General features: G+C 72.0%; 20 protein-coding genes and 3 pseudogenes. 16 read left to right on the top strand and 7 right to left on the bottom strand.

Annotation, left to right across the window (positions count from 1 at the left end; all coding sequences use genetic code 11):
• The first annotated feature begins 303 nt into the window (after window positions 1-303).
• From C6W10_RS10170 to C6W10_RS39670, 8 genes and pseudogenes are all read left to right on the top strand, one after another.
• Window positions 304-858, top strand: coding sequence for a Uma2 family endonuclease (locus C6W10_RS10170; protein ID WP_107257857.1), 555 nt, complete (start codon window positions 304-306; stop codon window positions 856-858).
• 85 nt (window positions 859-943) lie between these two features.
• Window positions 944-2,380 (top strand): TldD/PmbA family protein, encoded by a 1,437-nt coding sequence (locus C6W10_RS10165; RefSeq protein ID WP_107263817.1) that lies wholly within the window; start codon window positions 944-946, stop codon window positions 2,378-2,380.
• 85 nt (window positions 2,381-2,465) lie between these two features.
• A complete protein-coding gene (locus C6W10_RS10160) occupies window positions 2,466-3,854 on the top strand; it encodes a TldD/PmbA family protein (RefSeq protein ID WP_369938176.1) in 1,389 nt (462 codons plus the stop codon).
• 80 nt (window positions 3,855-3,934) lie between these two features.
• Window positions 3,935-4,687 (top strand): hypothetical protein, encoded by a 753-nt coding sequence (locus C6W10_RS10155; protein WP_107257855.1) that lies wholly within the window; start codon window positions 3,935-3,937, stop codon window positions 4,685-4,687.
• A gap of 293 nt (window positions 4,688-4,980) precedes the next feature.
• Entirely contained in the window at window positions 4,981-5,802 is an 822-nt protein-coding gene (locus tag C6W10_RS10150; protein WP_107257854.1) for a hypothetical protein, read from the top strand.
• Between the two features lie 12 nt (window positions 5,803-5,814).
• Window positions 5,815-7,740, top strand: a complete 1,926-nt coding sequence (locus tag C6W10_RS10145) for a fumarate reductase/succinate dehydrogenase flavoprotein subunit (RefSeq protein WP_107257853.1) — start codon at window positions 5,815-5,817, stop codon at window positions 7,738-7,740.
• Window positions 7,740-8,528 (top strand): annotated as a pseudogene (locus tag C6W10_RS10140) (succinate dehydrogenase/fumarate reductase iron-sulfur subunit); the annotation flags it as partial. The gene C6W10_RS10145 and the pseudogene C6W10_RS10140, both read left to right, overlap by 1 nt.
• A 57-nt stretch (window positions 8,529-8,585) precedes the next feature.
• A pseudogene (locus C6W10_RS39670) lies at window positions 8,586-8,825 on the top strand (succinate dehydrogenase/fumarate reductase iron-sulfur subunit); the annotation flags it as partial.
• A gap of 83 nt (window positions 8,826-8,908) precedes the next feature.
• Here the strand turns inward: C6W10_RS39670 and C6W10_RS10135 are convergent.
• The gene (locus tag C6W10_RS10135; RefSeq protein WP_234359199.1) at window positions 8,909-9,295 is read right to left on the bottom strand and encodes a (deoxy)nucleoside triphosphate pyrophosphohydrolase; all 387 of its coding nucleotides are present in this window, start codon (window positions 9,293-9,295) and stop codon (window positions 8,909-8,911) included.
• A gap of 269 nt (window positions 9,296-9,564) precedes the next feature.
• On the opposite strand from C6W10_RS10135, the gene C6W10_RS10130 reads away from it, so the two are divergent.
• Window positions 9,565-9,876: a 4a-hydroxytetrahydrobiopterin dehydratase gene (locus tag C6W10_RS10130; RefSeq protein ID WP_107257850.1), complete on the top strand. Its 312-nt coding sequence runs from the start codon at window positions 9,565-9,567 to the stop codon at window positions 9,874-9,876.
• 56 nt (window positions 9,877-9,932) lie between these two features.
• Window positions 9,933-10,295, top strand: a complete 363-nt coding sequence (locus C6W10_RS10125; RefSeq protein WP_107257849.1) for a PH domain-containing protein — start codon at window positions 9,933-9,935, stop codon at window positions 10,293-10,295.
• Window positions 10,296-10,320: 25 nt separating this feature from the next.
• Here C6W10_RS10125 and C6W10_RS10120 read toward each other — a convergent pair whose 3' ends face one another.
• Window positions 10,321-10,662: a helix-turn-helix domain-containing protein gene (locus tag C6W10_RS10120; protein WP_234359704.1), complete on the bottom strand. Its 342-nt coding sequence runs from the start codon at window positions 10,660-10,662 to the stop codon at window positions 10,321-10,323.
• A 188-nt stretch (window positions 10,663-10,850) separates the two neighbouring features.
• Here C6W10_RS10120 and C6W10_RS10115 point away from each other — a divergent pair, with 188 nt between their 5' ends.
• Window positions 10,851-11,726, top strand: coding sequence for an SDR family oxidoreductase (locus C6W10_RS10115; protein WP_107257848.1), 876 nt, complete (start codon window positions 10,851-10,853; stop codon window positions 11,724-11,726).
• A 29-nt stretch (window positions 11,727-11,755) separates the two neighbouring features.
• Here C6W10_RS10115 and C6W10_RS10110 read toward each other — a convergent pair whose 3' ends face one another.
• The 3 genes from C6W10_RS10110 to ychF all read right to left on the bottom strand — a co-directional run bounded on the left by C6W10_RS10110 (window position 11,756) and on the right by ychF (window position 13,975).
• Window positions 11,756-12,451: an HAD family hydrolase gene (locus tag C6W10_RS10110; protein WP_369938173.1), complete on the bottom strand. Its 696-nt coding sequence runs from the start codon at window positions 12,449-12,451 to the stop codon at window positions 11,756-11,758.
• A 79-nt stretch (window positions 12,452-12,530) separates the two neighbouring features.
• Complete coding sequence (locus C6W10_RS10105; RefSeq protein ID WP_107257847.1) at window positions 12,531-12,833, bottom strand: DUF1905 domain-containing protein; 303 nt, start codon at window positions 12,831-12,833, stop codon at window positions 12,531-12,533.
• 53 nt (window positions 12,834-12,886) lie between these two features.
• The gene (ychF, locus tag C6W10_RS10100; RefSeq protein WP_107257846.1) at window positions 12,887-13,975 is read right to left on the bottom strand and encodes a redox-regulated ATPase YchF; all 1,089 of its coding nucleotides are present in this window, start codon (window positions 13,973-13,975) and stop codon (window positions 12,887-12,889) included.
• Window positions 13,976-14,241: 266 nt separating this feature from the next.
• On the opposite strand from ychF, the pseudogene C6W10_RS10095 reads away from it, so the two are divergent.
• From C6W10_RS10095 to C6W10_RS10080, 4 genes and pseudogenes are all read left to right on the top strand, one after another.
• Window positions 14,242-15,388: pseudogene (locus tag C6W10_RS10095) on the top strand (bifunctional transcriptional activator/DNA repair enzyme AdaA); the annotation flags it as partial.
• Window positions 15,389-15,944: 556 nt separating this feature from the next.
• The gene (locus C6W10_RS10090; RefSeq protein ID WP_107257845.1) at window positions 15,945-16,457 is read left to right on the top strand and encodes a methylated-DNA--[protein]-cysteine S-methyltransferase; all 513 of its coding nucleotides are present in this window, start codon (window positions 15,945-15,947) and stop codon (window positions 16,455-16,457) included.
• 178 nt (window positions 16,458-16,635) lie between these two features.
• Window positions 16,636-18,522: an ABC transporter ATP-binding protein gene (locus tag C6W10_RS10085; protein WP_107257844.1), complete on the top strand. Its 1,887-nt coding sequence runs from the start codon at window positions 16,636-16,638 to the stop codon at window positions 18,520-18,522.
• Between the two features lie 50 nt (window positions 18,523-18,572).
• Entirely contained in the window at window positions 18,573-20,456 is a 1,884-nt protein-coding gene (locus C6W10_RS10080; protein WP_107263813.1) for an ABC transporter ATP-binding protein, read from the top strand.
• 92 nt (window positions 20,457-20,548) lie between these two features.
• On the opposite strand, the gene C6W10_RS10075 is transcribed toward C6W10_RS10080, so the two are convergent.
• Complete coding sequence (locus C6W10_RS10075) at window positions 20,549-21,469, bottom strand: aminoglycoside phosphotransferase family protein (protein WP_159104534.1); 921 nt, start codon at window positions 21,467-21,469, stop codon at window positions 20,549-20,551.
• Window positions 21,470-21,667: 198 nt separating this feature from the next.
• Between C6W10_RS10075 and valS the strand changes: the two genes are divergently transcribed.
• A complete protein-coding gene (gene valS, locus C6W10_RS10070; protein WP_107257842.1) occupies window positions 21,668-24,280 on the top strand; it encodes a valine--tRNA ligase in 2,613 nt (870 codons plus the stop codon).
• Here the strand turns inward: valS and C6W10_RS10065 are convergent.
• Window positions 24,277-24,900, bottom strand: a complete 624-nt coding sequence (locus tag C6W10_RS10065; RefSeq protein ID WP_107257841.1) for a TetR/AcrR family transcriptional regulator — start codon at window positions 24,898-24,900, stop codon at window positions 24,277-24,279. The genes valS and C6W10_RS10065 overlap by 4 nt on opposite strands.
• Between the last annotated feature and the right edge of the window lie 63 nt (window positions 24,901-24,963).

Below are 24,963 nucleotides of genomic sequence, written 5' to 3'. Positions count from 1 at the left end.
TACCGACACGCCGAAATTTGGGCGTCCAGGCACCAAGCACCACAACCCCCCGTGATCGATCAATGACAGAGTGCAGACTCTACAGACATCGAAGATCAGCTGTAAGAGCCGTTACAACTGGTAGTCACAGAACAGAAGGAAACTCCACGTTCCGGCCCGGGCGCTGACGCTCCCGGATGCTGTCAGCCACACCTCCCCGTGCGCCGCACACCTGGATGACAGCGCTCGCGTCGGATCGCTGTGCCAGACTGGCGCCGTACCGGAGGCGAACTACCGAGTCACGACGACGGACCGGAGGTGGCCATGACCGCGGCGGTGTTCGAGCACGGCGGGCCGTGGACCGAAGCGGAATACCTCGCCCTCGGCGAGACCCGGGATCGCGTCGAACTCTTCGACGGGAGCCTCCACGTGACACCTGCCCCCACTCCTCGGCACCAGCACATCTCGCGTCGTCTCGGCAACGCTCTGGAGACAGGCGCGGAAACCGTTGGACTACACGTCCTGGAGGCCGTGAACGTGCGGCTGCAACCGGGCCGGATTCCGATCCCCGACCTGGTCGTCACCGGCGAGATCGACTTCGACGAGCTGGTCGTCGACGGTACGGCGGTCCGGCTGGTCTGCGAGATCAGCTCGCCGAGCAACGCCGCCACCGACAAGGTGCTCAAGATGCACTACTACGCCGCCGCCCGGATCCCGTGGTATCTGCTGGTCGAGCAGGAGACCGGGACGCTGCGGCTGCACCGCCTGGACGGCTCCCACTATGTGGAGCACGCGGTGGCCAAGGCCGGCGAATCCCTGCGGCTCACCGAGCCGGTGGCGGCGGAAATCCGACCGGACGACCTGCTCCCCCCGCGCTGAACCCGTCTCCTCGCATAAGGTCATCCATGATCGGGTTCGGCTCCGGCCGGATCAGGCGAACAGGCGAACCAGCGAGGAGATGCCGATGGCCGAGTTCGACGTGGCGACGGCGGCGGTACAGGCCGCCCTCGACGCCGGGGCCCGGTACGCCGACGCGCGGGTGATGCAACGCCGGTACGAGTCGATGTCCGCCCGCAACGGCGAGATCGAGTCCGTCACCCAGGACGAGAGCGCCGGGATCGGGGTACGCGCACTCGTCGGCTCGGGATGGGGCTTCTACGCCGTACCCGAGCTGGCGGAGTCGGCGGCCCGGGCGGCGGGTGAGCGGGCCGCGCGGATCGCCGCCGCGAGTGGCCGGGTCGCCGGTCCCGGCGGCGGCCTGCTGCCGGCGCCGGCCAGCACCGGGTCGTGGAGTTCGCCGTGCGCCGTCGACCCGCTCTCGGTGCCGCTCTCCGACAAGGGCGACCTGCTGGTCCGGGCCACCGGGACGTCCCGGGAACACGGCGCCGACCTGGCCGAGGGGCTCTACCAGATCTGGGACACCCGCAAGTGGTTCGTCTCCAGCGAGGGGCACCGGATCGACCAGCACATCCGGGAGTCCGGGGCGGGGATCTCGGCGACGGTGCTCGGCGACGGCGAGACGCAGCGCCGCTCCTACCCGAGCTATCGGGGCCAGTACGGCACCCAGGGCTGGGAGCTGGTCGACTCGCTCGACCTGACCGCGCACGCCGCCCGGATCGCCGAGGAGGCCCGGGAGCTGGTGACCGCACCGCTCTGCCCGGCCGGTGAGACCACCCTGATCCTCGGCAGCGAGCAGATGGCGTTGCAGATCCACGAGTCGGTCGGGCACGCCATCGAACTCGACCGGATCCTCGGCTGGGAGGCCGCCTTCGCCGGCACCTCCTGGCTGGACCTCGACCAGCTCGGGGCGCTCCGCTACGGCTCCGAGCTGATGAACGTCACCATCGACCCGACCATCCCCGGCGCGCTCGGCAGCTTCGGCTTCGACGACGAGGGAACCCCGGCGGCCAAGCGGGACGCGGTCCGGGAGGGTCGCTGGGTCGGTACGCTCGCCGGCCGGGACTCGGCGGCGGTCGCCGGCCTGGACTACGCGGGCAGCGTCCGCTCCGACGGCTGGGCCCGGCTGCCGATGGTCCGGATGACGAACGTCGGGCTGGAGCCCGGCCCGCACACCCTCGACGAGATCATCGCGGCCACCGACGACGGTGTGCTGATGGACCTGAACCGCTCCTGGTCGATCGACGACAAGCGGCTGAACTTCCAGTTCGGCTGCGAGATCGGCTGGGAGGTCAAGAACGGCCGGCGGGGCCGGATGCTGCGCAATCCGACGTACACCGGGATCGGGCCGCAGTTCTGGCGCTCGATGGACATGCTCTCCTCGGAGACCGTCGCCTGGGGCACGCCGAACTGTGGCAAGGGCCAGCCGGGGCAGATCGGCCACACCGGCCACCCGGCCGCGCCGGCCCGGTTCCGCAACGTCCGGGTCGGAGTCCGCGGGTGAGCGCGAGGAGTGAGCCGGGTCTGCGAGCCCCGCAGTCGCGAACGAGGGCCAGCACTGGTGAGTGTGAGCGGTTATGGAGGCAGCGATGACATCCCCACTCGACCTCGCCGGCCGGGTCGTCGAACTGGTCCGGCAGGTCGCCGGGCCGGGTGCCGAGGCGGAGGTCGGCACCGAGCGGGCCGAACTGGCGCTGACCCGGTTCGCGAACTCCTTCATCCACCAGAACCTGGCCGACGTCGCGACGACGGTACGGCTGCGGCTGCACCTCGACGGGCGTACCGCGACCGGATCGTCCACCGTGGTCAGCGCCGAGGGGGTGCGTGACCTGGTCGAGCGTACGGTCGCGGCGGTCCGGCACTGTCCGCCGGACCCGGGCTGGCCGGGGCTGACCCCACCGACCTCCGTGGACGACGACGGCAACTGGGACGAGGCCACCGCGGCGGCCGGGCCGGAAGAGCGGGCCGAGCGGGTACGCGAGTTCGTCGAGGCGGTCGGTGGACTGGAGGCGGCCGGCTACTGCCGTACCGGTCGGCGGGAGGGGGCGTTCGCCAACACGGCCGGGCACGCGGTGACCGGGCGGAGCACCGAGGCGGCGATGGACGGGATCGCCCGGTGCGGCGGTGCGGACGGGGTGGCCCGGCTGGGCTCGTTCCGCCTCGCCGACCTGCACGGCGGGGTGCTCGGTGCGCGGGCGTCGGTGAAGGCGCGGGCCGGGGTCGCCCCGGTCGAACTTCCGCCCGGGCGGTACGAGGTGGTGCTGGAGCCGACCGCCGTCGCCGACCTGTTGCAGAACCTCGCGACGTACGGCTTCAACGGCAAGGCGTACAACGAGCAGCGCTCGTTCGCGGTGCCGGGCGAGGAGCAGTTCGACCGCTCGGTGACGCTGCTGGACGATCCGCTGGCCGGCCCGGCACTGCCGTTCGACGCCGAGGGCACCCGCCGGACCCCGATGGCGCTGGTCGAGCACGGTGTCACCCGGACGGTCACGCACGACCGGAGGACCGCCGCCGAGGCCGGTACCGCCTCTACCGGGCACGCGGTGCCGGGCGGCGCGTCGTTCGGGGCGGTACCGCTGCACCTCGGGCTCGCGCCGGCCGCCTCGCCGAACGGGGTGACCCGGCCGGGCGAGGTCTCCGGACCGGTGGTCGACGCGGACACCGCCGCGCTGGTCGGCCAGGTACGGCGTGGGCTGCTGGTCACCGACCTCTGGTACACCCGGGTTCTCGACCCGAGGAGTCTGGTCGTCACCGGACTGACCCGCAACGGCGTGTGGCTGATCGAGGACGGTGAGGTGGCCGCCGCCGTACAGAACTTCCGGTTCACCCAGTCCTATCCGCAGGCGCTCGCCCCCGGTGCCGTACTCGGAATCGGCCGGCATCCGGCGTTGCAGTCGCAGACCTTCAGCAGCGCCTGGTGGTCGGCGCCGCCGGTCTGGCTGGCCTCGTGGAACTTCACCGGCGGCGCCTCCGGCTGACCCGTGCCCGGAGGGCGGAGACGTGCCCGTCGGCCGGCGCGGGGATGCCCGGATCGCGTCGCGGTGCTTGACTGTGTGGCGTGACGGACGACGCGACCACCCCCGCCGCCGACGACGCGGGCCCCGGCTCCCGGTACGGGCCCGGCGACCCGGACCGGACCAGGTCGGTGAGCAGTGCCGGGCGAACCGAGCGGCCGGCCGGGCCGGCGGGCGGGGCCGGCGACGTACCGCCGGGTGAGCCGGCCGGCACCGACGGGTCGGCCGGGCAGCCACGTGAGCCCGACCCGGCCGCCCGACGACGCCGCCGGCTGACCATCGCGGCGATCGCCGGTGCGGCGGTCGTGGTGTTGCTGGTCTGCGGCTGCCTCGGCGCGTTCGCGGCCGGGCTGGGCCGGTTCGCCCGGGAGTCCGACCGCGAGCGGACGGTGCAGGCCCGGGGCGAGAGCGCCTGCCGTGAGCTGGAGAAGCGGCTCAACCGGTTGATCCCGCCCGGTGCGACCGGGGGCCCGGGGGAACGGGCCGCGGCGATCCGGGACGAGAACGCCGCCGTACGGCCGTTCCTCTCCGAGATCGAGCGGCTACGCGGCTGGTGGGGCGGGCGTGACGACGACCCGGACGACGGCGAGCGGGACGGTCGCGGCGAGTCCTGGCAGCGGCTGGTCGACGCCCGGGCCAGCTACGCGGACGCGCTCGACCGGCAGGTGACCAACGGTGAGCCGGCGTTCTTCATCGCGCCGCGCGATCCGGCGGGCCGACCGGTGCTGGACCGGTTGCAGCACGGGCCCGAGGAGTGCGCCGCCGCCGCCCGCAGACTCGCCGCGCCGGACCTGTGAACCTTCGCGTTCCGCTGGCGGTACGTCGACGCCGGTGACCGGCCGCCGGGGTCGACGGCCGGTCGCACCGAGTGAAGTTCTGCACAACCGCGCCCGGATCCGGGAGCGGGACTTTCGTAATCGGCAGGAAACCCGCGAGACTCCCTTGCGCATGTGCCTGTCAACGTGCGGCGTAACGTGTGCACCGACGCGGACGCAGGTAGCGCGGCTGCGGGTTTTCCCCTGCCCCGCGCGCCCCGCCGGAACACCATCCGTGCCCGTCATAGCGACCGGGCCCCGTCAGGGAGACATAGATGACTACGAGGACGGCCCCACCTCCGGCCGGACTGCCGGGGAGCGTGCGCCAGCGCGCGGCCATCGCGGCAAAAACCCTGCGTACCGACCGCTGGTGGTTCGCTCCACTGATCACGGTGATCGGGCTCGGCGCCTGGGTCACGTACGCGACGGTGCGGGTATTCATGCACGACTTCTACTGGGTGGCGGACTACCACTACCTGACCCCGTTCTACTCGCCGTGCGTGACCGAGGCCTGCATCCCCGAGGCGGCGCACTTCGGGCGGGTGCTGCCCGGCTGGTGGATCATCCCGGACGCCGCGCTGACCCTGCCGTTCCTGCTGCTGTTCCGGCTCACCTGCTACTACTACCGCAAGGCGTACTACCGGTCGTTCTGGCTCTCGCCGCCGGCCTGCGCGGTCCCGGACGGGCACAAGACCTACACCGGTGAGACCCGCTTCCCGCTGCTCGGGCAGAACCTGCACCGCTACACCTTCTACGCCGCCGTGATCATCTCGTTGATCAACACCTGGGACGCGATCCTCGCCTTCCGCAGCCCCGAGGGCTTCGGCTTCGGCCTGGGCAACCTGATCCTGCTCGGCAACGTGGTGATGCTCTGGGCGTACACGATCTCCTGCCACTCCTGCCGGCACATCACCGGAGGTCGGTTGAAGCACTTCTCCAAGCACCCGGTGCGGTACCGCGCCTGGACGTTCGTCTCCAAGCTCAACGTCCGGCACATGCAGCTCGCCTGGATCACCCTGGGCACCCTGGCGCTGACCGACTTCTACGTCATGGCGCTCTCCGCGAACTGGTTCGACGACCTGCGGTTCATCAACTAAAGGGCCTCTGACATGACTACCCGAATCGAACGACACCACTACGACGTCGTCGTCATCGGTGCCGGTGGCGCCGGCCTCCGCGCGGCGATCGAGGCCCGGCTCGCCGGGAAGCGGACGGCGATCATCTCGAAGTCGCTGTTCGGCAAGGCCCACACGGTGATGGCCGAGGGCGGCGCCGCCGCCGCGATGGGGAACGTGAACAGCCGGGACAACTGGCAGGTGCACTTCCGGGACACCATGCGGGGCGGCAAGTTCCTGAACAACTTCCGGATGGCCGAGCTGCACGCGAAGGAGTCGCCGCAGCGGATCTGGGAGCTGGAGACGTACGGTGCGCTCTTCGACCGCACCAAGGACGGGAAGATCTCGCAGCGCAACTTCGGCGGCCACGAGTACCCCCGGCTCGCGCACGTCGGCGACCGGACCGGCCTGGAGCTGATCCGCACCCTGCAACAGAAGATCGTCTCGTTGCAGCAGGAGGACAAGAAGGCGCACGGCGACTACGACGCCCGGATCAAGGTCTTCGCCGAGACCACCATCACCGAACTGCTGCTCGACGGCGACAAGGTCGCCGGTGCGTTCGGCTACTACCGGGAGTCCGGCGAGTTCGTCCTCTTCGAGGCCCCGGCCGTGGTGCTGGCCACCGGCGGCGTCGGCCGCTCCTACAAGGTCACCTCGAACTCCTGGGAGTACACCGGGGACGGGCACGCGCTGGCGCTGCGGGCCGGCGCCACGCTGATCAACATGGAGTTCCTCCAGTTCCACCCGACCGGCATGGTCTGGCCGCCCTCGGTGAAGGGCATCCTGGTCACCGAGTCGGTCCGGGGCGACGGCGGGGTGCTGAAGAACTCCGAGGGCAAGCGGTTCATGTTCAACTACGTCCCCGACGTCTTCCGCAAGCAGTACGCGGAGACCGAGGAGGAGGCGGACCGCTGGTACACCGACCCGGACAACAACCGGCGCCCGCCGGAGCTGCTGCCCCGGGACGAGGTGGCGCGGGCGATCAACGCCGAGGTCAAGGCCGGTCGGGGTACCCCGGCCGGCGGCGTCTACCTGGACATCGCCAGCCGGCTGCCGGCCGAGGAGGTACGCCGCCGGCTGCCCTCGATGTACCACCAGTTCAAGGAGCTGGCCGACGTCGACATCACCGCCGAGCCGATGGAGGTCGGCCCGACCTGCCACTACGTGATGGGCGGCGTCGAGGTCGACCCGGACAGCGGTGCGGCGCACGGGCACGTGCAGGGGCTCTTCGCCGCCGGTGAGGTCTCCGGCGGCATGCACGGCTCCAACCGGCTGGGCGGCAACTCGCTGTCGGACCTGCTGGTCTTCGGCAAGCGGGCCGGCGAGCACGCCTCGGCGTACGCCGGGCGGCTGCCCGCCCGCCCCAGGGTGGCGGCGTCGGACGTCGAGGCCGCGGTGGACCGGGCGCTGGCCCCGCTGGAGCGCGAGGGCGGGGAGAACCCGTACACGTTGCAGCAGGACCTCCAGGCGGTGATGGGCGACCTGGTCGGCATCATCCGGCGCAAGGGTGAGCTGGAGGAGTCGCTGGTCAAGCTGGCCGACCTGCGCGACCGGGTGACCCGGGTGGCGGTGGCCGGCGGGCGACGCTACAACCCGGGCTGGCACCTGGCGCTCGACCTGCGCAACATGCTGGTCGTCTCGGAGTGCACCGCCCGGGCGGCGCTGGAGCGCGAGGAGTCCCGGGGTGGGCACACCCGGGAGGACTTCCCGACCATGGCGCCGCAGTGGCGCACGGTCAACCTGGTCTGCTCGCTCGACGGCGACAAGGTACGCCTGGAGCAGAAGCCGCTGCCGAAGATGCGGGCCGAGCTGATCCAGCTCTTCGACCGCGCCGAGCTGGCCAAGTACCTGACCGAAGACGAACTGGCGGACTTCGACGCCCTCACCGCAGAGGCGCACGCTGAGGAGGCGGCCAAGTAATGGCGACACAGAACGCGCCGGGCGGCGCCGGCAAGGCCGGTTCCACCCGCAACTTCAAGGTCTGGCGCGGCGACGAGTCGGGCGGCGAGCTGACCGACTACCAGGTGCAGGTGAACGAGGGCGAGGTGGTCCTCGACGTCATCCACCGGTTGCAGGCGACCGAGGCGCCGGACCTGGCCTGCCGGTGGAACTGCAAGGCGGGCAAGTGCGGCTCCTGCTCGATGGAGATCAACGGCATGCCCCGGCTGGGCTGCATGACCCGGATGTCGACGTTCGAGGAGAACGAGACGGTCACCATCACCCCGCTGCGGACCTTCCCGGTCATCCGGGACCTGGTAACCGACGTCTCGTACAACTACGAGAAGGCCCGGGAGACCCCGGCGTTCGCGCCCCCGGCCGACCTGGAGCCGGGTGACTACCGGATGCAGCAGGTCGACGTCGAGCGGTCGCAGGAGTTCCGGAAGTGCATCGAGTGCTTCCTGTGCCAGAACACCTGCCACGTGGTCCGGGACCACGAGGAGAACAAGGTCGCCTTCTCCGGGCCGCGCTACTTCATCCGCGCCGCCGAGCTGGACATGCACCCGCTGGACGCGAAGTCGGACCGCAAGGAGTACGCCCAGGCGTCGCAGGGGCTCGGCTACTGCAACATCACCAAGTGCTGCACCGAGGTCTGCCCCGAGCACATCAAGATCACTGACAACGCGATCATCCCAATGAAGGAACGCGTCGTCGACCGACGGTACGATCCTGTTGTGTGGCTCGGTAGCAAGATCTTCCGCCGTGGCAAGCAGGACGAGGCCGCGCAGGCCCAACCCCCGCGCGACCCGGACCAGCTCGGCACGGCGCACGCGCACGGCGGCGGGTCGCACGACCCCGACACCAGCGCGGAGCGCGGCGTGCACTGGGGCCGGCAGGTCCCGCACCCGACCGCTCCGCCGCTGGACTCCCGGGGCCGGCTGGCGATCAGCGAGTTCACCTTCGACAAGGCGGCCGCGCCCTCGCCGTTCGGCGACGACGTGACCTTCCCGCTGCCGGCCGAGGGGCTCAACTACAGCCACCCGGACCAGCCGCCGGCAAAGGACTGACCCGTTCCGGGTCGTGGGCAGGGGCCGCCACGCGGCGGTCCCGGCCCACGGCCCGGAGGTCGATCAGCCCCGGTCCGGCCTCGTCAGGGGGCGGCGGCGAGCAGCGGGCGCAGCGCCGCCACGATCGGTACGTCCGCCGGCAGCCACGGCACGCTGTCCAGCTCCTCCGGGCGCAGCCAGCGGAGTTCGGAGTGCTCCAGCGGCTGCGGCTGGTCCCCGTCGACGAGTTCGGCCAGATAGACCCGGAGCACCGAACGGCCGTGGCCCATCCGGACGTCCCGGCCGACCCGGTCACCGATCTCGACGCGTACGCCCAGCTCCTCGGCACACTCCCGGATCAGTGCGGCGACCTCGGACTCGCCCGGCTCGACCTTCCCGCCCGGAAACTCCCAGCGGCCGGCGACCTCCGGTGGGTGAGATCGCGCACAGGCCAGTACCCGGCCGGCGACCACGATGGCGGCGCCCACCACGACCTTCGGCTCCCGGCGCGCACGCCCGGAATGCCCCTCGGTATGCCCATCACGGTCGTTACCGTTCGCCCAATCGGTCCGCACGGGCGTCCAGCGTGCCAGATCAATCGGGAATTCGGGTAGCTGCGCCGGGACCACCGGTCAACAGAAGACGGAAGGGTGGACGTGGACACACCAGCCGGCCAGCGACAGACTAGGGAGCACCGACCGAGACACGGGATGGCGACGATTTGGCCACAAGCCGGCAACGACGCCTGGGAGGTTTGGCGATGCGTGCTCTGTGGGGTGGCCGGATGGACCGTGACTACCTGAGCGACGCACTCACCCTACTGGGCGGCTGGACCCGCGAGGGACAGCAGATCAAAAGGACCCTCATCCTCGACGACACCCAGCACGCGGCCCTCACCGAGCGGATAAAGATCATCGCGGACGCGTTGCATCTCCGTCCGGAGATCCGCCGGCTGGACGGACACACCCAGATCAGGATCGGCCCCCGCGACGACGGCGAGATCACCGAGGGTGAGGTCACGCTTGCCGCCCGGGTCGAGGACGTCTACCGCGCGGTGACCGCTCCGCACTGACCGGGCCCGGCCGGCGGGGCGGCGCCCGGGTGGCACGCCCCTCCTACCCTCGGATCATGGCCAACGTCAGCTATGACCGTCGGGAGCAGCTCAAGCAGATCGAGAGCGGCCTCCTCGACGGCGAACGGGTCATTGCCGTCTACGACGCCATCGGCGCGGGCACCGGGTTCATCGGGCTGACCGACCGGCGCGTGATCATCCAGGACAAGTCGTTCGTCGGCAAAAAGTTCGCGATCACCAGCATCCCGTACTCGAAGATCACCAGCGTGAGCGTGGTCAGCAACAAGTCCTGGGGCGGGTCGTTCTTCTCCACCGGCGCCATCGCGATCCACGTCGGCACCCACACCTACGAGGTGGAGTTCCGTGGCGACCAGAAGAGCCACCACGTGCACAACGTGATCCTGCACTACATCTCCTGAGCGGCGACCGCGCCGACGCCGGAGTTCAGGACTCCCGCGTCGCGTCGTACGCCTTCCGGGCCGTGAGCACGTCGTCGAGCCGGCCCTCGACCCAGCGCGCCAGCGCCGACACCTGCTCCGCGACCTCCCGGCCGGCCGGGGTCAGCGAGTAGTCCACCCGGGGCGGGATCACCGGCCGGGCCGCGCGGTGCACGAAGCCGTCCCGCTCCAGGGTCTGGAGGGTCTGGGCCAGCATCTTCTCGCTCACCCCGCCGACCTGGCGGCGCAGCTCGCTGAACCGGTAGGACCGGTGCAGCAGCGCGGCCAGCACCAGCACGCCCCAGCGGCTGGTGACATGTTCGAGCACGCCCCGGGACGGGCAGTCCACCCGGTTGACGTCGGCTCGCCTGCCGGGCGGATCGGACGGGACCGGCCCGGCGGGAATCGACTCCGCACTTACGCTCACGCCAGTACCTTACTCAGAAGTGGGTACTGTCACCAGGGCGTATACCGGCTCTAGGGTGAGCGTGGAGCTACCGACCACACCCGGCGACACCGATCGGAAGAAGCACTCGGATGAGCATCGTGATCACCGGCGCGACCGGCCAGCTCGGCCGCCTGGTCATCGCCGACCTGCTCGCGGCCGGCATACCGGCGGACGGGATCACCGCCGTCGCCCGGAGCAGGGAGCGGGCGGCGGACCTGGTGGCCCGGGGCGTCGGACTGCACATCGCCGACTACGACGAGCCGGAGACCTTCACCCGGGCGTTTCGGCCCGAGGACCGGGTGCTGCTGATCTCCGGCAGCGAGGTCGGCAGGCGCACCGCACAGCACGCTGCGGTGATCGAGGCGGCCCGGGTCACCGGCGTCGCCCAGTTGGCCTACACCGGCGTGTTCGGCGGCCCACGGGCCGACTTCCAGCTCGCCACCGAGCACCGGGAGACCGAACAGTTGATCCTCGACTCGGGTCTGCCGTACACGTTCCTGCGGAACAACTGGTATTCCGAGGTGTACGCCGTCAACGAGCTGCCGGGGATCCTGAGCCGGGGAGCCATCGTCACCAACGTCACCCCGGGCAGCCGGATCGCCACCGCCACCCGGGCGGACTACGCCGCCGCCGCAGCCGTGGTACTCCGCGAGGACGGGCACCTGGGTCGGGCGTACGAGCTGAGTGGCGACACCGCGTGGAGCTTCGAGGAGTTCGCCGAGGAGGTCTCCCGGCAGGCCGGCCGAACCGTCGTACACACCTCGCTGCCCGGGGCGGAGCGGGCGGCGCTGCTGACCAGCGCGGGCGTCCCCGGCCCGTTGGCCGAGGTACTGGTCGACGTGGACGAGGCGATCAGCCGGGGTCTGCTCGCCGGCACCCCCGGCGACCTCTCCCGGCTCACCGGCCGACCGACCACCCCGATCGCGGACACCATCGCGGCGGGCCTGGCCGGGCAACCCGGCTGAGAAGGCCGTTCCCCGCACTTATCGGCGAGTCAGCCGGCTGCGGCGTTGTGCTTCGCGACCAGGCTCGGGAGTTCGTCCAGCGAATCGATCCGGAACAGGCACTGCTCGGAGCCGGCCGGGTCGTCGAGGATGTGCCCCCACGGACCGCGCCGGATCAGACAGGTCCGCATCCCGGCCGCCCCGGCCGGGCGTGCGTCGTTGTCGGGCCGATCACCGACGTAGAGGATCGAAGACGGGTCAGCACCGCCTTCCCGGACGACCCGCTCGAAGAAGGCCGGTGACGGTTTCGCCACGCCCCAGCCGCCCGAGGTGCCGATCATGTCCACCGGGAGGTCGAGAGCGCGGAGAGCCGTCTCTGCCCAGGCCGGCTGGTTGCCGGCCAGGCCCACGAAGAGGCCCTGATCCTTCAGGGAGGTCAGGCACTGCCGCGCGTCGGGGTAGAGATCCTCTTCGCCGAACGACTCCGGCATGCCGGCCGCTGCCCGGCGCTCGATCTCGACCGCGAGGTCGAACCCGGGCCGGAAGACCCGGAACGTCTCCTGATAGTCCAGACCCCGGGCGATCACCGCACCGAAGACCGCCGAGAACGTGTGCCGTGGAACGCCCAACCAGTCCGCCCAGGTCTCGAACTCGCGGGACTCGTCGAGAATCGTTCCGCCGACATCGAAAACGATCGCGTCGATCACGTGGGTTCCTCCGTCACGGTCACGGTGCCAGTGGATCATAGACGCGATCGTCGGAACTGCTCATGATCACGACAGCCGCCGGCACTCCGAGGTTGGGCCTACACCCGACACGACTCCGTCACCGCCGGACGTCACGTCCCCGGGCCGGACGCAGCACCACCGCCACGACGTCCCCTTCGCCGATGCCTTCGGCCTTCCGGACCGCGTCCTTGAGCGGAACCAGATAACGGCCGCCCCGGGGAAAGAGAGCCGTCCTGAACTCCGTACCGCCGATGACGACGTGCACCGGAACCTGACCCCAGTAGATCAGCGATCGCGCCGCCTCCTTGAGTTCGGCGCTGTCGGCCGGGGACATGGCGACGAAGAAGTACGGCGCCGGTCCGCGCCACTCGATGACCTCGCCGTCGAACACCCATTCCACGGCGATCCATTGAACCAGCCCGCCGCATCCGGAGCGGGCGACGGTGCGTCGAATCAGACGTTGAACCTGAACTCGACCACGTCGCCGTCCTGCATGACGTAGTCCTTGCCCTCGATCCGGACCCGGCCGGCAGCCTTGGCCGCCGCCATCGAGCCGGCGGCGACCAGGTCGTCGTACGAGACGACCTCGGCCTTGATGAAGCCGCGCTGGAAGTCGGAGTGGATCACACCGGCCGCCTCCGGCGCGGTCGCCCCGATCGGGATCGTCCAGGCCCGGGCCTCCTTCGGCCCGGCGGTCAGGTACGTCTGCAAACCGAGCGTACGGAAGCCGACCCGGATGAGCTGGTCGAGACCGGGCTCGGACTGCCCGATCGACTCCAGCAACTCCCGCGCCTCGTCCGGGGGCAGGTCGGTCAGCTCCGACTCGACCTTGGCGTCCATGAAGATCGCCTCGGCCGGGGCGACCAGCAGCCGCAGCTCGTCGAGCAGGTCGGCGTTGTTCAGCTCCGCCTCGTCGACGTTGAAGACGTACAGAAAGGGTTTGGTGGTCAGCAGGTGCAGCTCGCGCAGCTCGGAGACCTCGATCCCGGCGTTGGCCGCGCCCGCGTAGAGGGTGACGCCGGTGTCGAGCAGCTCGGCCGCCTTCTTCGCGGCGGTGACGGCGGCGGCCCGGTCCTTGCGGACCTTCGCCTCCTTCTCCAGCCGGGGCAGTGCCTTCTCGATCGTCTGGAGGTCGGCCAGGATCAACTCGGTGTTGATCGTCTCGATGTCGTCGCCGGGCGAGACCTTGCCGTCGACGTGTACGACGTTCGGGTCGGAGAAGACCCGGACGACCTGGCAGATCGCGGCGGCGTCCCGGATGTTGGCCAGGAACGCGTTCCCGCGGCCCTGCCCCTTCGACGCGCCCCGGACCAGGCCGGCGATGTCGACGAAGGAGACCGGCGCGGGGATGATCTTCTGCGAGCCGTGGATCTCGGCGAGCTTGTCCAGCCGCTCGTCCGGCAGGCCGACCACCCCGACGTTCGGCTCGATGGTGGCGAACGGGTAGTTCGCCGCGAGTACGTCGTTCTTGGTCAGCGCGTTGAAGAGCGTGCTCTTGCCGACGTTGGGCAGGCCGACGATGCCGATGGTCAGTGAAGTCATGCGAACGCGACTGCCTCTCTCGTAACCTTCCGCGCGACCCGGTGCGGTCCACCGGCCCGGCCCGGGATGAAGTCTACGGACGCCGCCGGACCGGCACCGCGACGGGCGAGACCGGCGACCGCACCGCTGGCGCGGTCGGCGCGCCCGGCGTGGCGGCGTGGCCGGGCCAGTTCCGGCGGGTGACCCGGACCACCCGGGTGCCGGTACGCACGGCCAGGTCCGATTTCCGCGAGTCAGCGCGGCCGGCACGGTGCACCATCGAAGGCATGGAGCTGGACTTCGAGCGGTGCTATCGGGCGGTCGACAGCCGGGACCAGCGGTTCGACGGCTGGTTCTACACCGGCGTCACCACCACCGGCATCTACTGCCGGCCGTCCTGCCCGGCGACGACCCCGAAGCGGCACAACGTCCGGTTCTACCCGTCGGCCGCAGCCGCCCAGCGGGCCGGACTGCGCGCCTGCCGACGGTGCCGGCCGGACGCCGCCCCCGGTTCGCCGGAGTGGAACGTCCGGGCCGACGTCGTCGGCCGGGCGATGCGGCTGATCGCCGACGGCGTGGTCGACCGGGAGGGGGTGCCGGGGCTGGCGAGCCGGCTCGGCTACACCGAGCGGCACCTGAACCGGATGCTGGTCGCGGAGGTGGGCGCCGGGCCGCTCGCGCTGGCCCGGGCCCAGCGGGCGCAGACCGCCCGGATCCTGGTCGAGACGACCGACCTCGGCCTGGCCGAGATCGCCTTCGCCGCCGGTTTCGGCAGCGTACGGCAGTTCAACGACACGATCCGCGAGGTGTACGCGGTCGCGCCGTCCGCGCTGCGCGACGCCGCCCGCCGCACCGCCGGTACGGGCTCCCGCCGCGCGTCCCGGCCGCTGCGCAGCGCTGATCTGGCGGCCGCGACCGTCCGGAGCGGCCCGAACGGCAACAGCAGAACAGGCGGCCCGAACGGCAACGGCACGACGGGCGGCCCGAACGGCAACGGCGTACCGGGGACGATCACGCTGCGGCTCGCCTACCGGGCACCGCTGCACGCCGATGCGCTACTGGACTTCCTCGCCCTGCGGGCGGTGCCCGGGATCGAGGAGGTCGGCGCCGGGTCGTACCGCCGTGGCCTGCGGCTACCGAACGGACCGGCCGAGATCGCCCTGACCCCGATGCCCGGGTACGTCGCCGCCACCCTCCGGCTCACCGACGTCCGCGACCTGGCCCCGGCGGTGGCCCGCTGCCGCCGGCTCTTCGACCTGGACGCCGACCCGGAGGCGGTGGACGCCCTGCTCGGCGCCGATCCCGCGTTCGCCGAGGCGGTGGCGAAGGAGCCCGGCATCCGGGTACCCCGTGCGGTGGACGGTTTCGAGATGGCCGTCCGGGCGATCGTCGGCCAGCAGGTCTCGGTCGCCGGTGCGCGTACCGTGCTGGCCCGCCTCGCCGCCGCGACCACCGCCGGCACGCCGACCACCCCGCCCCGGGACACCCTGCCCGGCACCGACCCGGCCGGGCCGGACGTCGAGCCGGCGGGGCCGGAGGTCGACCCGGCCGGGCCGGAGGTCGAGCCGGCGGCGGGGGCGGTGGGCAGCCCGCCCGGCCCGCGCGGGAGCGGCGGGCTACGCGCGTTTCCGTCCGCCGAGGAGGTGCTGGCGCTGCCCGACTCGGCGTTCGGCATGCCGGCCGCCCGGCGGGCGACGATCCGGGCCCTGGCCGAGGCGGTCGCCGCCGGCGACCTGGACCTGGACCCCGGCGCAGACCGGGCCGAGCTGGTCGACCGGCTGACCGCGCTGCCCGGCATCGGCCCGTGGACCGCCGGCTACGTCGCGATGCGGGCGATCGGCGACCCCGACGTCTTCCTCCCCACCGACCTCGGGGTACGCCGGGGCGCCGCGGCGCTCGGCCTCCCCGACGACCCGAAGAGCCTCGACGCGTACGCCGGCCGCTGGCGGCCCTGGCGCTCGTACGCGGTGATCAGACTATGGAGAGCGGAATGAACGAGATGTACAGCAGCCGGATCGAGACGCCGGCCGGTGCCCTGACGGTGCTGGCCGACCGGGAGGGAACGGTGCACGCCGCCGGCTTCGGCACGGACTCCGGCACCCTGCTCGGGCTGGTGCACCCACGGTTGCGCCGCGATGTGCGGGAGCGGCCCGAACTCGGCCCGGTCACCTCGGCCGTACGCTCCTATCTGGACGGGGACCTGACCGCGATCGACGCGGTGCCGGTCGCGCAGCACACGGACGGCGCGTTCCTGGCCCACGCCTGGGAGACGCTGCGGCAGGTCAAGCCGGGCGAGCCGGTCACCTACACCGAGTTCGCCGAGCTTTCCGGCCGGCCCCGGGCGGTCCGGGCGGCCGCGATGGCCTGTGCCCGCAACGCCGCCGCGCTCTTCGTACCGTGTCACCGGGTGTTGCGTACCGACGGCGGGCTCGGCGGCTTCCGCTGGGGGTTGCCGGTGAAGCGCTGGCTGCTCGCGCACGAGGGGAGCCCGGTCAACGGGTGACCGTCGCGCGGCCCGGTACATCGACCGGTCCCGGTAGCGGTACCGGTACCGCCGACCGGCGCTGAGTGGTGGATCAGCGTCGATCCGGTGCCGCTGCCCCGGAGAGGCGCTGCCGAACGACACCAGGTGACAACAACACGACTCAACCGGAGGCTGGATTTACCGTTAACGTCAGGGCATGGCGCCGGATCGTGACGACGAGCCCACGGTCCGGGGCCGGCCGGGCTTCCGGCTGCCCGGCAACCCGTTGCCGCGCAACCTCTGGCGGCTGCGGCGCTACCTCCGCCCGTACCGGGGTCAACTGGTCTGGCTGCTGCTCGCGGCGTTCGCGGCGACCGGGGCGAGCATCTGCGTACCGCTGGTGGTGCAGCGGGCGGTGGACGGCCCGATCGCGCACCGCGACCCCGGCGGACTGCTCCGGCTCGGCGGGCTGGCCCTGCTGCTCGGGCTCGCCGAAGCGGCACTGATCTTCATCCGGCGGTGGGCCCACTCCTCCTCGGCGGTCGGGATGGAGGCCACCATCCGCGACGAGATCTACGCCCACCTGCAACGGCTGCACATCGGCTTCCACGACCGCTGGCAGTCCGGGCAACTACTGTCCCGGGTCACCAGTGACCTGTCGGTGATCCGGCGCTTCCTCTCCTTCGGGCTGCTCTTCCTCGTCGTGAACGTCACCACCTACGTCGCCGTGGTGACCCTGCTGATCACGCTGCACCCGGGCCTGGGGCTGCTGGTCGCGGCGGGCGCGGTACCGCTGTTCCTGGCGACCCGCCGCTTCACCCGGGCCTATCTGCTGGCGGCCCGGCGGCTCCAGGACGAGCAGGGCGACCTGGCCACCCTGATCGAGGAGTCCGCGCAGGGCATCCGCACCGTCAAGGCGTTCGGCCGGCGCCCGGAGATGACGGGGCGGTTCGCGGCCGGCAGCCGTACGCTGCACGACACCGCGACCGGCAAGGGCCGGCTGCTGGCCCGTACCTCCGCACAGTTCGACCTCATCCCCAACCTGACCCTGGCGGCGGTGCTGGTCGCCGGCGCGGTGGCCGTCGCGGACGGCTCGCTGACCATCGGCGAGCTGGTCGCCTTCGTCAGCCTGCAACTGATGCTGGTCTGGCCGATCGAGTCGCTCGCCTGGATCATCGCCAACGCCCAGGAGGCGATGACGGCGGCGGACCGGATCTACGAGGTACTCGACACGCGTCCCACGATCGTCGACCGGCCGGGCGCGGTGGCGCTGGCCGGGCCGGAGGAGGCCGGTCGGGGCGGCGCGCTCCGCTTCGACGGGGTCTGGTTCGGCTACCCGCAGGGTCCCCCGGTGCTGCGCGGCGTCGACCTGGCGGTTCAACCCGGCGAGACGCTGGCCATCGTCGGGGCCACCGGCTGCGGCAAGACCAGCCTGCTGTCGCTGGTGCCGCGCCTCTACGACGTCACCGCCGGCCAGGTCACCCTGGACGGGCGGGACATCCGGGATCTCCGGCTCGACTCGCTGCGCAGCCGGGTCGGGTTCGCGTTCGAGGAGCCGACGCTCTTCTCGATGTCCGTCCGGGAGAACCTCACCCTGGGCCGGGCCGATGCCGGCGACGACGAGGTACGCGCCGCGCTCGCCGTGGCCCAGGCCGATTTCGTGTACGACCTGCCGTGGGGTCTGGACACCCGGATCGGCGAGCAGGGGCTCTCCCTCTCCGGCGGGCAGCGGCAGCGGCTGGCCCTGGCCCGGGCGGTACTCGGCCGGCCCGGCGTACTGGTGCTCGACGATCCGCTGTCGGCGCTGGACGTACACACCGAGGCGCTGGTCGAGCGGGCGCTGGCGCAGGTGCTCCGGGACACCACCGCGCTGGTGGTGGTGCACCGGCCCTCGACCGTGGCTCTCGCCGACCGGGTGGCGCTGCTCGCCGACGGCCGGATCGCCGCCGTCGGTACCCACGCCGAACTGCTGCGCGAGGTCCCCGCCTACCGGGCGGTGCTCTCCGCCGAGACCGCCGGGGAGACCGCCGAGACCGCCGGGGAGGCCGAGGGGACCGCGGAAGCCGCCGAGGAGACCGACGACCTGGGACTGGTCCGGTCATGACGACCGCCGGTCCGGTCGACGGCGTGACCGCAGCCGGTCCGGTCGACGGCATGAGGGCGGCCGAGCCTGCCGACACCACGACGACCAGCGCCGCGGGGCTGGCCCGGTGGCGGGGGATCGCCGCCGACCCGGAGGCGGACCGTACCGCCGCCGAGACCGGCACCGCACAGGGCATCGCCAGGCTCCGCAACCGCAGCCGGGTCCTGCTCGGCTCGCTGATCCGGCCACACCGCAGGCTGATCGGCGTGGCGGTCGCCCTGCTGCTGCTCCAGAACGCGGCCGGGATGGCCGGGCCGTACCTGGTGATGCTCGGCATCGACCGCGCGATCGGACCGCTCCGGGCCGGTGATCCGGGTCCACTCGTCGCGGTGGCGACCGCGTTCGGGCTCGCCGCCGGAGCCGAGTACGCCGGCAAGCGCGGCTTCCTCACCCTCTCCACCCGGATCGGCCAGGCCATCCTGCTCGACCTGCGCCGCCGGGTGTACGACCACTTCCTGCGGCTCTCGGTCAGCTTCCACGAGCGCTACACCTCGGGCCGGCTGGTGGCCCGGCTGACCAGTGACATGGACTCGATCGCCGAACTGGTCGACGGCGGCATCGACGACCTGGTGCTCGCCGTGCTCTCCATCGTCTCGGTGGCCGGCGTCCTGCTCTGGCTCGACGCGCCACTGGCCGTGGTCACCCTGCTCGCCTTCCCGTTCCTGCTCTGGCTCTCCCGCTGGTTCGCCCGCGCCTCCGCGTCCGCCTACCGGCGTACCCGGGAGACGGTCGCGCTGGTGATCGTCCACTTCGTCGAGTCGCTCGGCGGCATCCGCGCGGTACAGGCGTTCCGCCGGGAGCCGCGCAACCAGCAGATCTTCACCGCCCTCAACGATGACCACCGGCGGGCGAACCTGCGGGCGTTTCGGCTGATCGCCACTTACTCCCCGGCGATCAAGGTGATCGGCAACGTGACCATCGCGGTGGTGCTGGCGTACGGCGGCATGCGGGTGATCGGCGGGCACGCCGAGATCGGGGTACTCGCCGCGTTCCTGCTCTACCTCCGCCGGTTCTTCGAGCCGATGCAGGAGTTGAGCCAGTTCTACAACGCTCTCCAGTCCGCGACGGCGGCGCTGGAGAAGCTGGCCGGAGTACTCGACGAGCGGCCCGGCGTACCGGAGCCGGCCGCGCCCCGCCCGCTGCCGGCCGGGCCGGTCCGGGGTGCCGTCGAACTGCGGGCGGTGAGCTTCGGCTACCGCTGCGACACCCCGGTCCTGCCGGAGCTGACCCTGTCGATCCCGGCCGGCCAGACGGTGGCGCTGGTCGGCGCGACCGGGGCGGGGAAGTCGACGGTGGCGAAGCTGGTGGCCCGGTTCTACGACCCGACCCGGGGCACCGTCACCCTGGACGGCGTCGACCTGCGCGACGTCGCCGACACCGACCTGCGCCGGGCGGTGGTGATGGTCACCCAGGAGAACCATCTCTTCGCCGGATCGGTGGCGGACAACATCCGGTTCGGCCGGCCGGGGGCGGACGACGCGGACGTGGTGGCGGCGGCGGAGGCGATCGGCGCGCACGACTTCGTCGCGGCGCTGCCCGACGGGTACGAGACCGACGTGCACCGGCGCGGCGGCCGGCTCTCGGCCGGGCAGCGGCAGCTCGTCGCGTTCGCCCGGGCGTTCCTCGCCGACCCGGCGGTACTGATCCTGGACGAGGCCACCTCGTCACTCGACATTCCGAGCGAGCGGCTGGTGCAGCGGGCCCTGCGGACCATCCTCGCCGACCGGACGGCGATCGTGATCGCCCACCGGCTGTCCACTGTGGAAATCGCGGACCGGGTGCTGGTGCTGGACGGCGGCCGGGTGGTCGAGGACGGTACCCCGGAGACGCTGATCGCCCGGGGCGGCCGGTACGCCGCCCTGCACCGGCAGTGGCAGGACTCCCTGCTGCACTGACCGACCCGCTGCCGCACTGACCGGCCCGCTGCTGCACGGATCGAGCCGCCGCACTGACCGGGCCGCTGCTGCACGGATCGGCCGGGAAGGGCTCAGCCCAGCCGGGGCAGCAGCAGCCGCGCGACGTCCAGGCCGCGGCTGGCCGGCGAGCGGTCGCCCGGTTTCCAGTCCTCGGCCGTCCAGACGTCCGACAGCACCGCCATCACGAAGCCCCAGCCGACCACCCGGTCCACCGGCATCGCCAGCAGGTCGGCGAGCTGTTCGACCCGGGCCGGCACCAGCGCGGTCAACGCCGGGTCCCGGTCGCCCGGCTCCGGGTTGTAGAGCAGCGCGCCGACCTCGAAGCCGGGGTCGCCGACCAGCCCGTGCGGGTCGATCGCGAGCCATGGTTCGCGCTCCGCGCGCAGGATGTTGTCGTGGTGCAGGTCGCCGTGCAGCACCACCCGCTCCGGCGCCGACGCGCACAGCTCGCGCATCAGGCCGCCGGCCCGGCCGACCAGGTCGGCCGGGAGCGGTCCGTCCTCCCCCCACACCGCGAGGTAGTCGTCGAAGCCGGCGATGTAGCTGGAGAGGTCCGGCAGCGGGCAGTCGGCCGGCGCCGGCACGGCGAGCCGGCGCAGCAGCTCCGCCGCCACCGTGGTCGCCTCGGCGTCCCGGCCGGGCACCAGGTCACGCAGCCGCCAGCCGGGCTCGGCCCGCTCCAGCAGCAGGGCGGCCCGGTCGAGATCGGCGCGGAGCAGGCGTACGGCGCCCCGCCCGGCGAACGCGGTCAGCGCCGCCGCCTCGGTACGCAGCGACTCCCCGCTCGGCACGCCCAGCTTCAGTACCGCCGGTCGGCCGTCGGCACAGGTCACCGCGGTGACGTAGTGGAACGACAGGTCGAACGGCTCACCGACGGTCAGTTCCCAGTCGGCGGCCACCTCGGCGAGTACCCGGGGCAGCTCGGTGAGCCAGCGGACGCCGTCCGCCCCCCACACCTGCCGTGCGTTGCGGGCCAGCGCCTCGGGAATCACGCCGTCCACCGTAGCCTGCCGATCACCGGCCGGGGGGTGTCGTACCCCGGCGCCATGGTGCGGGGGTCGACACCGATCCCCTCGAAGCGACGACCGCAGGCCGGGGTCACGTCGGGGCGGCCGCGTGCCCTCCGGCGGCCGGGCCTGCGCTGCGGAAATCCCGGTCGGCCGCCCGGTCGTCTCCCGTACCATCGGCCAATGACGGATGCGGCGCGGCACCAGCGCACCGGTGTCCCCGAACGGCCGAGCCTGGACGGGCTGGCCGAGAAGTGGGCCCGCCGGTGGCAGGAGGAGGGGACGTACGCCTTCGACCGGAGCAAGAGCCGGTCGGACGTGTACTCGATCGACACTCCCCCGCCGACCGTATCCGGCGAACTGCACATGGGGCACGTCTTCTCCTACACCCACACCGACACGGTGGCCCGGTTCCAGCGGATGCGCGGCCGGACGGTCTTCTATCCGATGGGCTGGGACGACAACGGGCTGCCCACCGAGCGTCGGGTGCAGAACGTCTACGGGGTGAGCTGCGACCCGAGCCTGCCGTACGACCCGCAGTGGCGGCCGCCGCAGCGACCGGTCGACGAGCAGGCCCGGCGGCACCCGGTCGCGATCTCCCGGCGCAACTTCGTGGAGCTGTGCGCCTCGCTGACCGCCGAGGACGAGCAGGTCTACGAGGAGCTGTGGCGACGCCTCGGGTTGTCGGTGGACTGGTCGCTGACGTACACCACGATCGGCCGTACGGCGCAGGCCACCGCGCAGCGGGCGTTCCTGCGGAACCTGGCCCGGGGTGAGGCGTACTCGGCCGAGGCGCCCGCGCTCTGGGACGTCGGCTTCGGCACGGCGGTGGCCCAGGCGGAGCTGGAGGATCGGGAGCGGCCGGGGGCGTACCACCGGATCCGGTTCGAGGTGCTCGCCTCCGGGCCGGGCAGCGCCGGTACCCCGATCGGCCCCGGCCCCGGCCGCGACGACCCGTACGTGTACGTCGAGACCACCCGCCCCGAGCTGCTGCCGGCCTGCGTGGCGCTGGTCTGCCACCCCGACGACGAGCGGTACGCGGACCTGGTCGGCGGTACCGTCCGCACCCCGCTCTTCGGCACCGAGGTGACCGTCTACGCCCACCCGCTGGCGGATCCGGCCAAGGGCAGCGGGTTGGTGATGACCTGCACCTTCGGTGACCTGGCCGACGTGACCTGGTGGCGGGAGCTGCGGCTGCCCGCCCGGGTGGTGATCGGCCGGGACGGCCGGCTGCTGCCGGAGCCACCGCCCGGGGTCGACCCGGCCCGGTACGCCGAACTCTCGGGGCTGAAGGTCAACGCGGCCCGGCGGCGGATCGTGGAGCTGTTGACCGACTCCGGTGACCTGGACGGCGAGCCGAGGCCGGTCACGCATCCGGTGAAGTTCTACGAGAAGGGCGACAGCCCGCTGGAGATCATCTCGACCCGGCAGTGGTATCTGCGCAACGGCGGTCGGGACGCCGAGTTGCGGGCCGCCCTGCTCGACCGGGGCGGCGAGCTGAACTGGGTGCCGGCACACATGCGGCACCGCTACGAGCACTGGGTGGGCGGGCTGACCGGGGACTGGCTGATCAGCCGGCAGCGCTATTTCGGGGTGCCGTTCCCGGTCTGGTACCGGCTCGACGACGCTGGCGAGCCGGATTACGCCCAGCCTCTCACGGCGGACGAGGCGACGCTGCCCGTCGACCCGACCTCCGAGGTCCCGGCCGGCTACACCGAGGCGCAGCGCGGCCAGCCGGGTGGTTTCATGGCCGACCCGGACGTGATGGACACCTGGGCCACCTCGTCGCTGACCCCGCAGATCGTCGGCGGCTGGCTCGACGACCCCGACCTCTACGCCCGGGTCTTTCCGATGGACCTGCGGCCGCAGGGGCAGGAGATCATCCGTACCTGGTTGTTCGCGACCGTGGTGCGCTCGCACCTGGAGGCCGGGGTGCTGCCCTGGCGGGACGCGGTGCTCTCCGGCTGGATCCTCGACCCGGACCGCAAGAAGATGTCCAAGTCCAAGGGGAACGTGCAGACCCCGCTGGGGCTGCTGGAGGAGCACGGCCCGGACGCCGTCCGCTACTGGGCGGCGAACGGTCGGCCCGGCACCGACCTGGCGTTCGACCCGGGACAGATCCGGATCGGCCGGCGGCTCGCCACCAAACTGCTCAACGCGTCCAAGTTCGCGCTCGGCCTCGGTGCCGGCGACGCCCTGCGGGCGTCGGCGACCGAGCCGCTGGACCGGTCGATGCTCGCCGGGCTCTCCACTGTGGTCGCCAGCGCCACCGCCGCCTTCGAAAGGTACGACCACACCGAGGCGATGCAGGTCACCGAGGCGTACTTCTGGCGGTTCTGCGACGACTACATCGAGTTGGTGAAGGAACGCGCGTACGGCGAGGGGCCGGGTGCCGATTCGGCCCGTGCGGCACTCGCCGCCGCCCTCGCCACGCTGCTGCGGCTCTTCGCCCCGTTCCTGCCGTACGTCACCGAGGAGGTCTGGTCCTGGTGGCGGTACGGCTCGGTGCACCGCTCGCCCTGGCCGACGACGTACGAGATCCAACGGGTGGCCGCCGACGGCGACCCGGCCCTGCTGGAGCTGGCCGGCGCGGCACTGACCCAGATCCGCCGGGCGAAGTCGGAGCGCAAGGTGTCGATGCGTACCGAAATCCCGCTGGCCGAGGCGCTCGGTCCGGCGGCGATGCTGGAGCAGTTGGCCAGCATCGCCGGTGACCTGAAGGCGGCGGGCCGGATCGGCAAGCTCGACTTCCTGCCCGACCGCACCCCGGAACTCGTCATCGCCTGCGCCTTCTAGCCGAGCAGTTCCCGGGTGAGCAGGCCCGTCCACCAGCCTTCGACGCGCTCTGGCGACCAGCCGCGTCCGGCGGTCAACCCGGTGTACGCGTCGATGCCGCAGATCGCCCCGTACATGTCGACGGCGGTACGCGGGTCGACGCCGTCCCGGAGGGCACCGGCGGGCCACGAGGAGAAGAGCCGTAGCAGCGCCTCCTCGCCGCGTCGGGGTCCTTCGCGGTAGGCGGCGGCCAGTTCGGGTTCGGTCCGCCCGCCCTCGCGGAGCAGCAGGATCACGTCTCCGGCCCGCTCGTACAGCCTGCGGTGGAAGGCGACCGAGACCGCGAGCTGGCCGGGCGGGTCGTCGGCGGCCGCCAGCTCCGCCACCAGCCGATCCGGGTCGGCGGCGAGGTCGGCGGCGTCCATCAGCGCGATGGCGAGCCCCTTCTTGTTGCCGTACGCCGAGTAGACCGTCGGGACCGAGACGCCGGCCTCGCGGGCCACCTCCCGTACGGTCGTCTGCCCCCACCCCTGGGCCACGAAGAGCCGGCGGGCCGCCTGGGCGATCTGCCGGCGGGTCTCGTCGGCCTGGGCGGTCCGGACCAGCGAGTCGTACCGCCGCCGTTCCGGCGCTGCCGCCATCTTGTCCTCCCTCTTGTCGCTGCCTATATTCAATATAATTCGCGTAAAGCCAATTGGAGGCAG

It is taken from the genome of Plantactinospora sp. BB1 (assembly GCF_003030385.1).
Classification (GTDB): Bacteria; Actinomycetota; Actinomycetes; order Mycobacteriales; family Micromonosporaceae; genus Plantactinospora.
The sequence above is the reverse complement of the archived record's forward strand: the minus strand, read 5'-3'. Positions and strand labels throughout refer to the sequence as shown.

Bases quoted from the DNA above. Each gene is read 5' to 3' on its own strand.
- C6W10_RS10110 (WP_369938173.1), bottom strand. From the start codon at position 12,451: ATGATCCACTGGCACCGTGACCGTGACGGAGGAACCCACGTGATCGAC.
- valS (WP_107257842.1), top strand. From the start codon at position 21,668: ATGACGGATGCGGCGCGGCACCAGCGCACCGGTGTCCCCGAACGGCCG.
- C6W10_RS10160 (WP_369938176.1), top strand. From the start codon at position 2,466: ATGACATCCCCACTCGACCTCGCCGGCCGGGTCGTCGAACTGGTCCGG.
- C6W10_RS10090 (WP_107257845.1), top strand. From the start codon at position 15,945: ATGAACGAGATGTACAGCAGCCGGATCGAGACGCCGGCCGGTGCCCTG.
- ychF (WP_107257846.1), bottom strand. From the start codon at position 13,975: ATGACTTCACTGACCATCGGCATCGTCGGCCTGCCCAACGTCGGCAAG.
- C6W10_RS10115 (WP_107257848.1), top strand. From the start codon at position 10,851: ATGAGCATCGTGATCACCGGCGCGACCGGCCAGCTCGGCCGCCTGGTC.
- C6W10_RS10165 (WP_107263817.1), top strand. From the start codon at position 944: ATGGCCGAGTTCGACGTGGCGACGGCGGCGGTACAGGCCGCCCTCGAC.
- C6W10_RS10085 (WP_107257844.1), top strand. From the start codon at position 16,636: ATGGCGCCGGATCGTGACGACGAGCCCACGGTCCGGGGCCGGCCGGGC.
- C6W10_RS10080 (WP_107263813.1), top strand. From the start codon at position 18,573: ATGAGGGCGGCCGAGCCTGCCGACACCACGACGACCAGCGCCGCGGGG.
- C6W10_RS10130 (WP_107257850.1), top strand. From the start codon at position 9,565: ATGCGTGCTCTGTGGGGTGGCCGGATGGACCGTGACTACCTGAGCGAC.
- C6W10_RS10170 (WP_107257857.1), top strand. From the start codon at position 304: ATGACCGCGGCGGTGTTCGAGCACGGCGGGCCGTGGACCGAAGCGGAA.
- C6W10_RS10125 (WP_107257849.1), top strand. From the start codon at position 9,933: ATGGCCAACGTCAGCTATGACCGTCGGGAGCAGCTCAAGCAGATCGAG.
- C6W10_RS10145 (WP_107257853.1), top strand. From the start codon at position 5,815: ATGACTACCCGAATCGAACGACACCACTACGACGTCGTCGTCATCGGT.
- C6W10_RS10065 (WP_107257841.1), bottom strand. From the start codon at position 24,900: ATGGCGGCAGCGCCGGAACGGCGGCGGTACGACTCGCTGGTCCGGACC.
- C6W10_RS10150 (WP_107257854.1), top strand. From the start codon at position 4,981: ATGACTACGAGGACGGCCCCACCTCCGGCCGGACTGCCGGGGAGCGTG.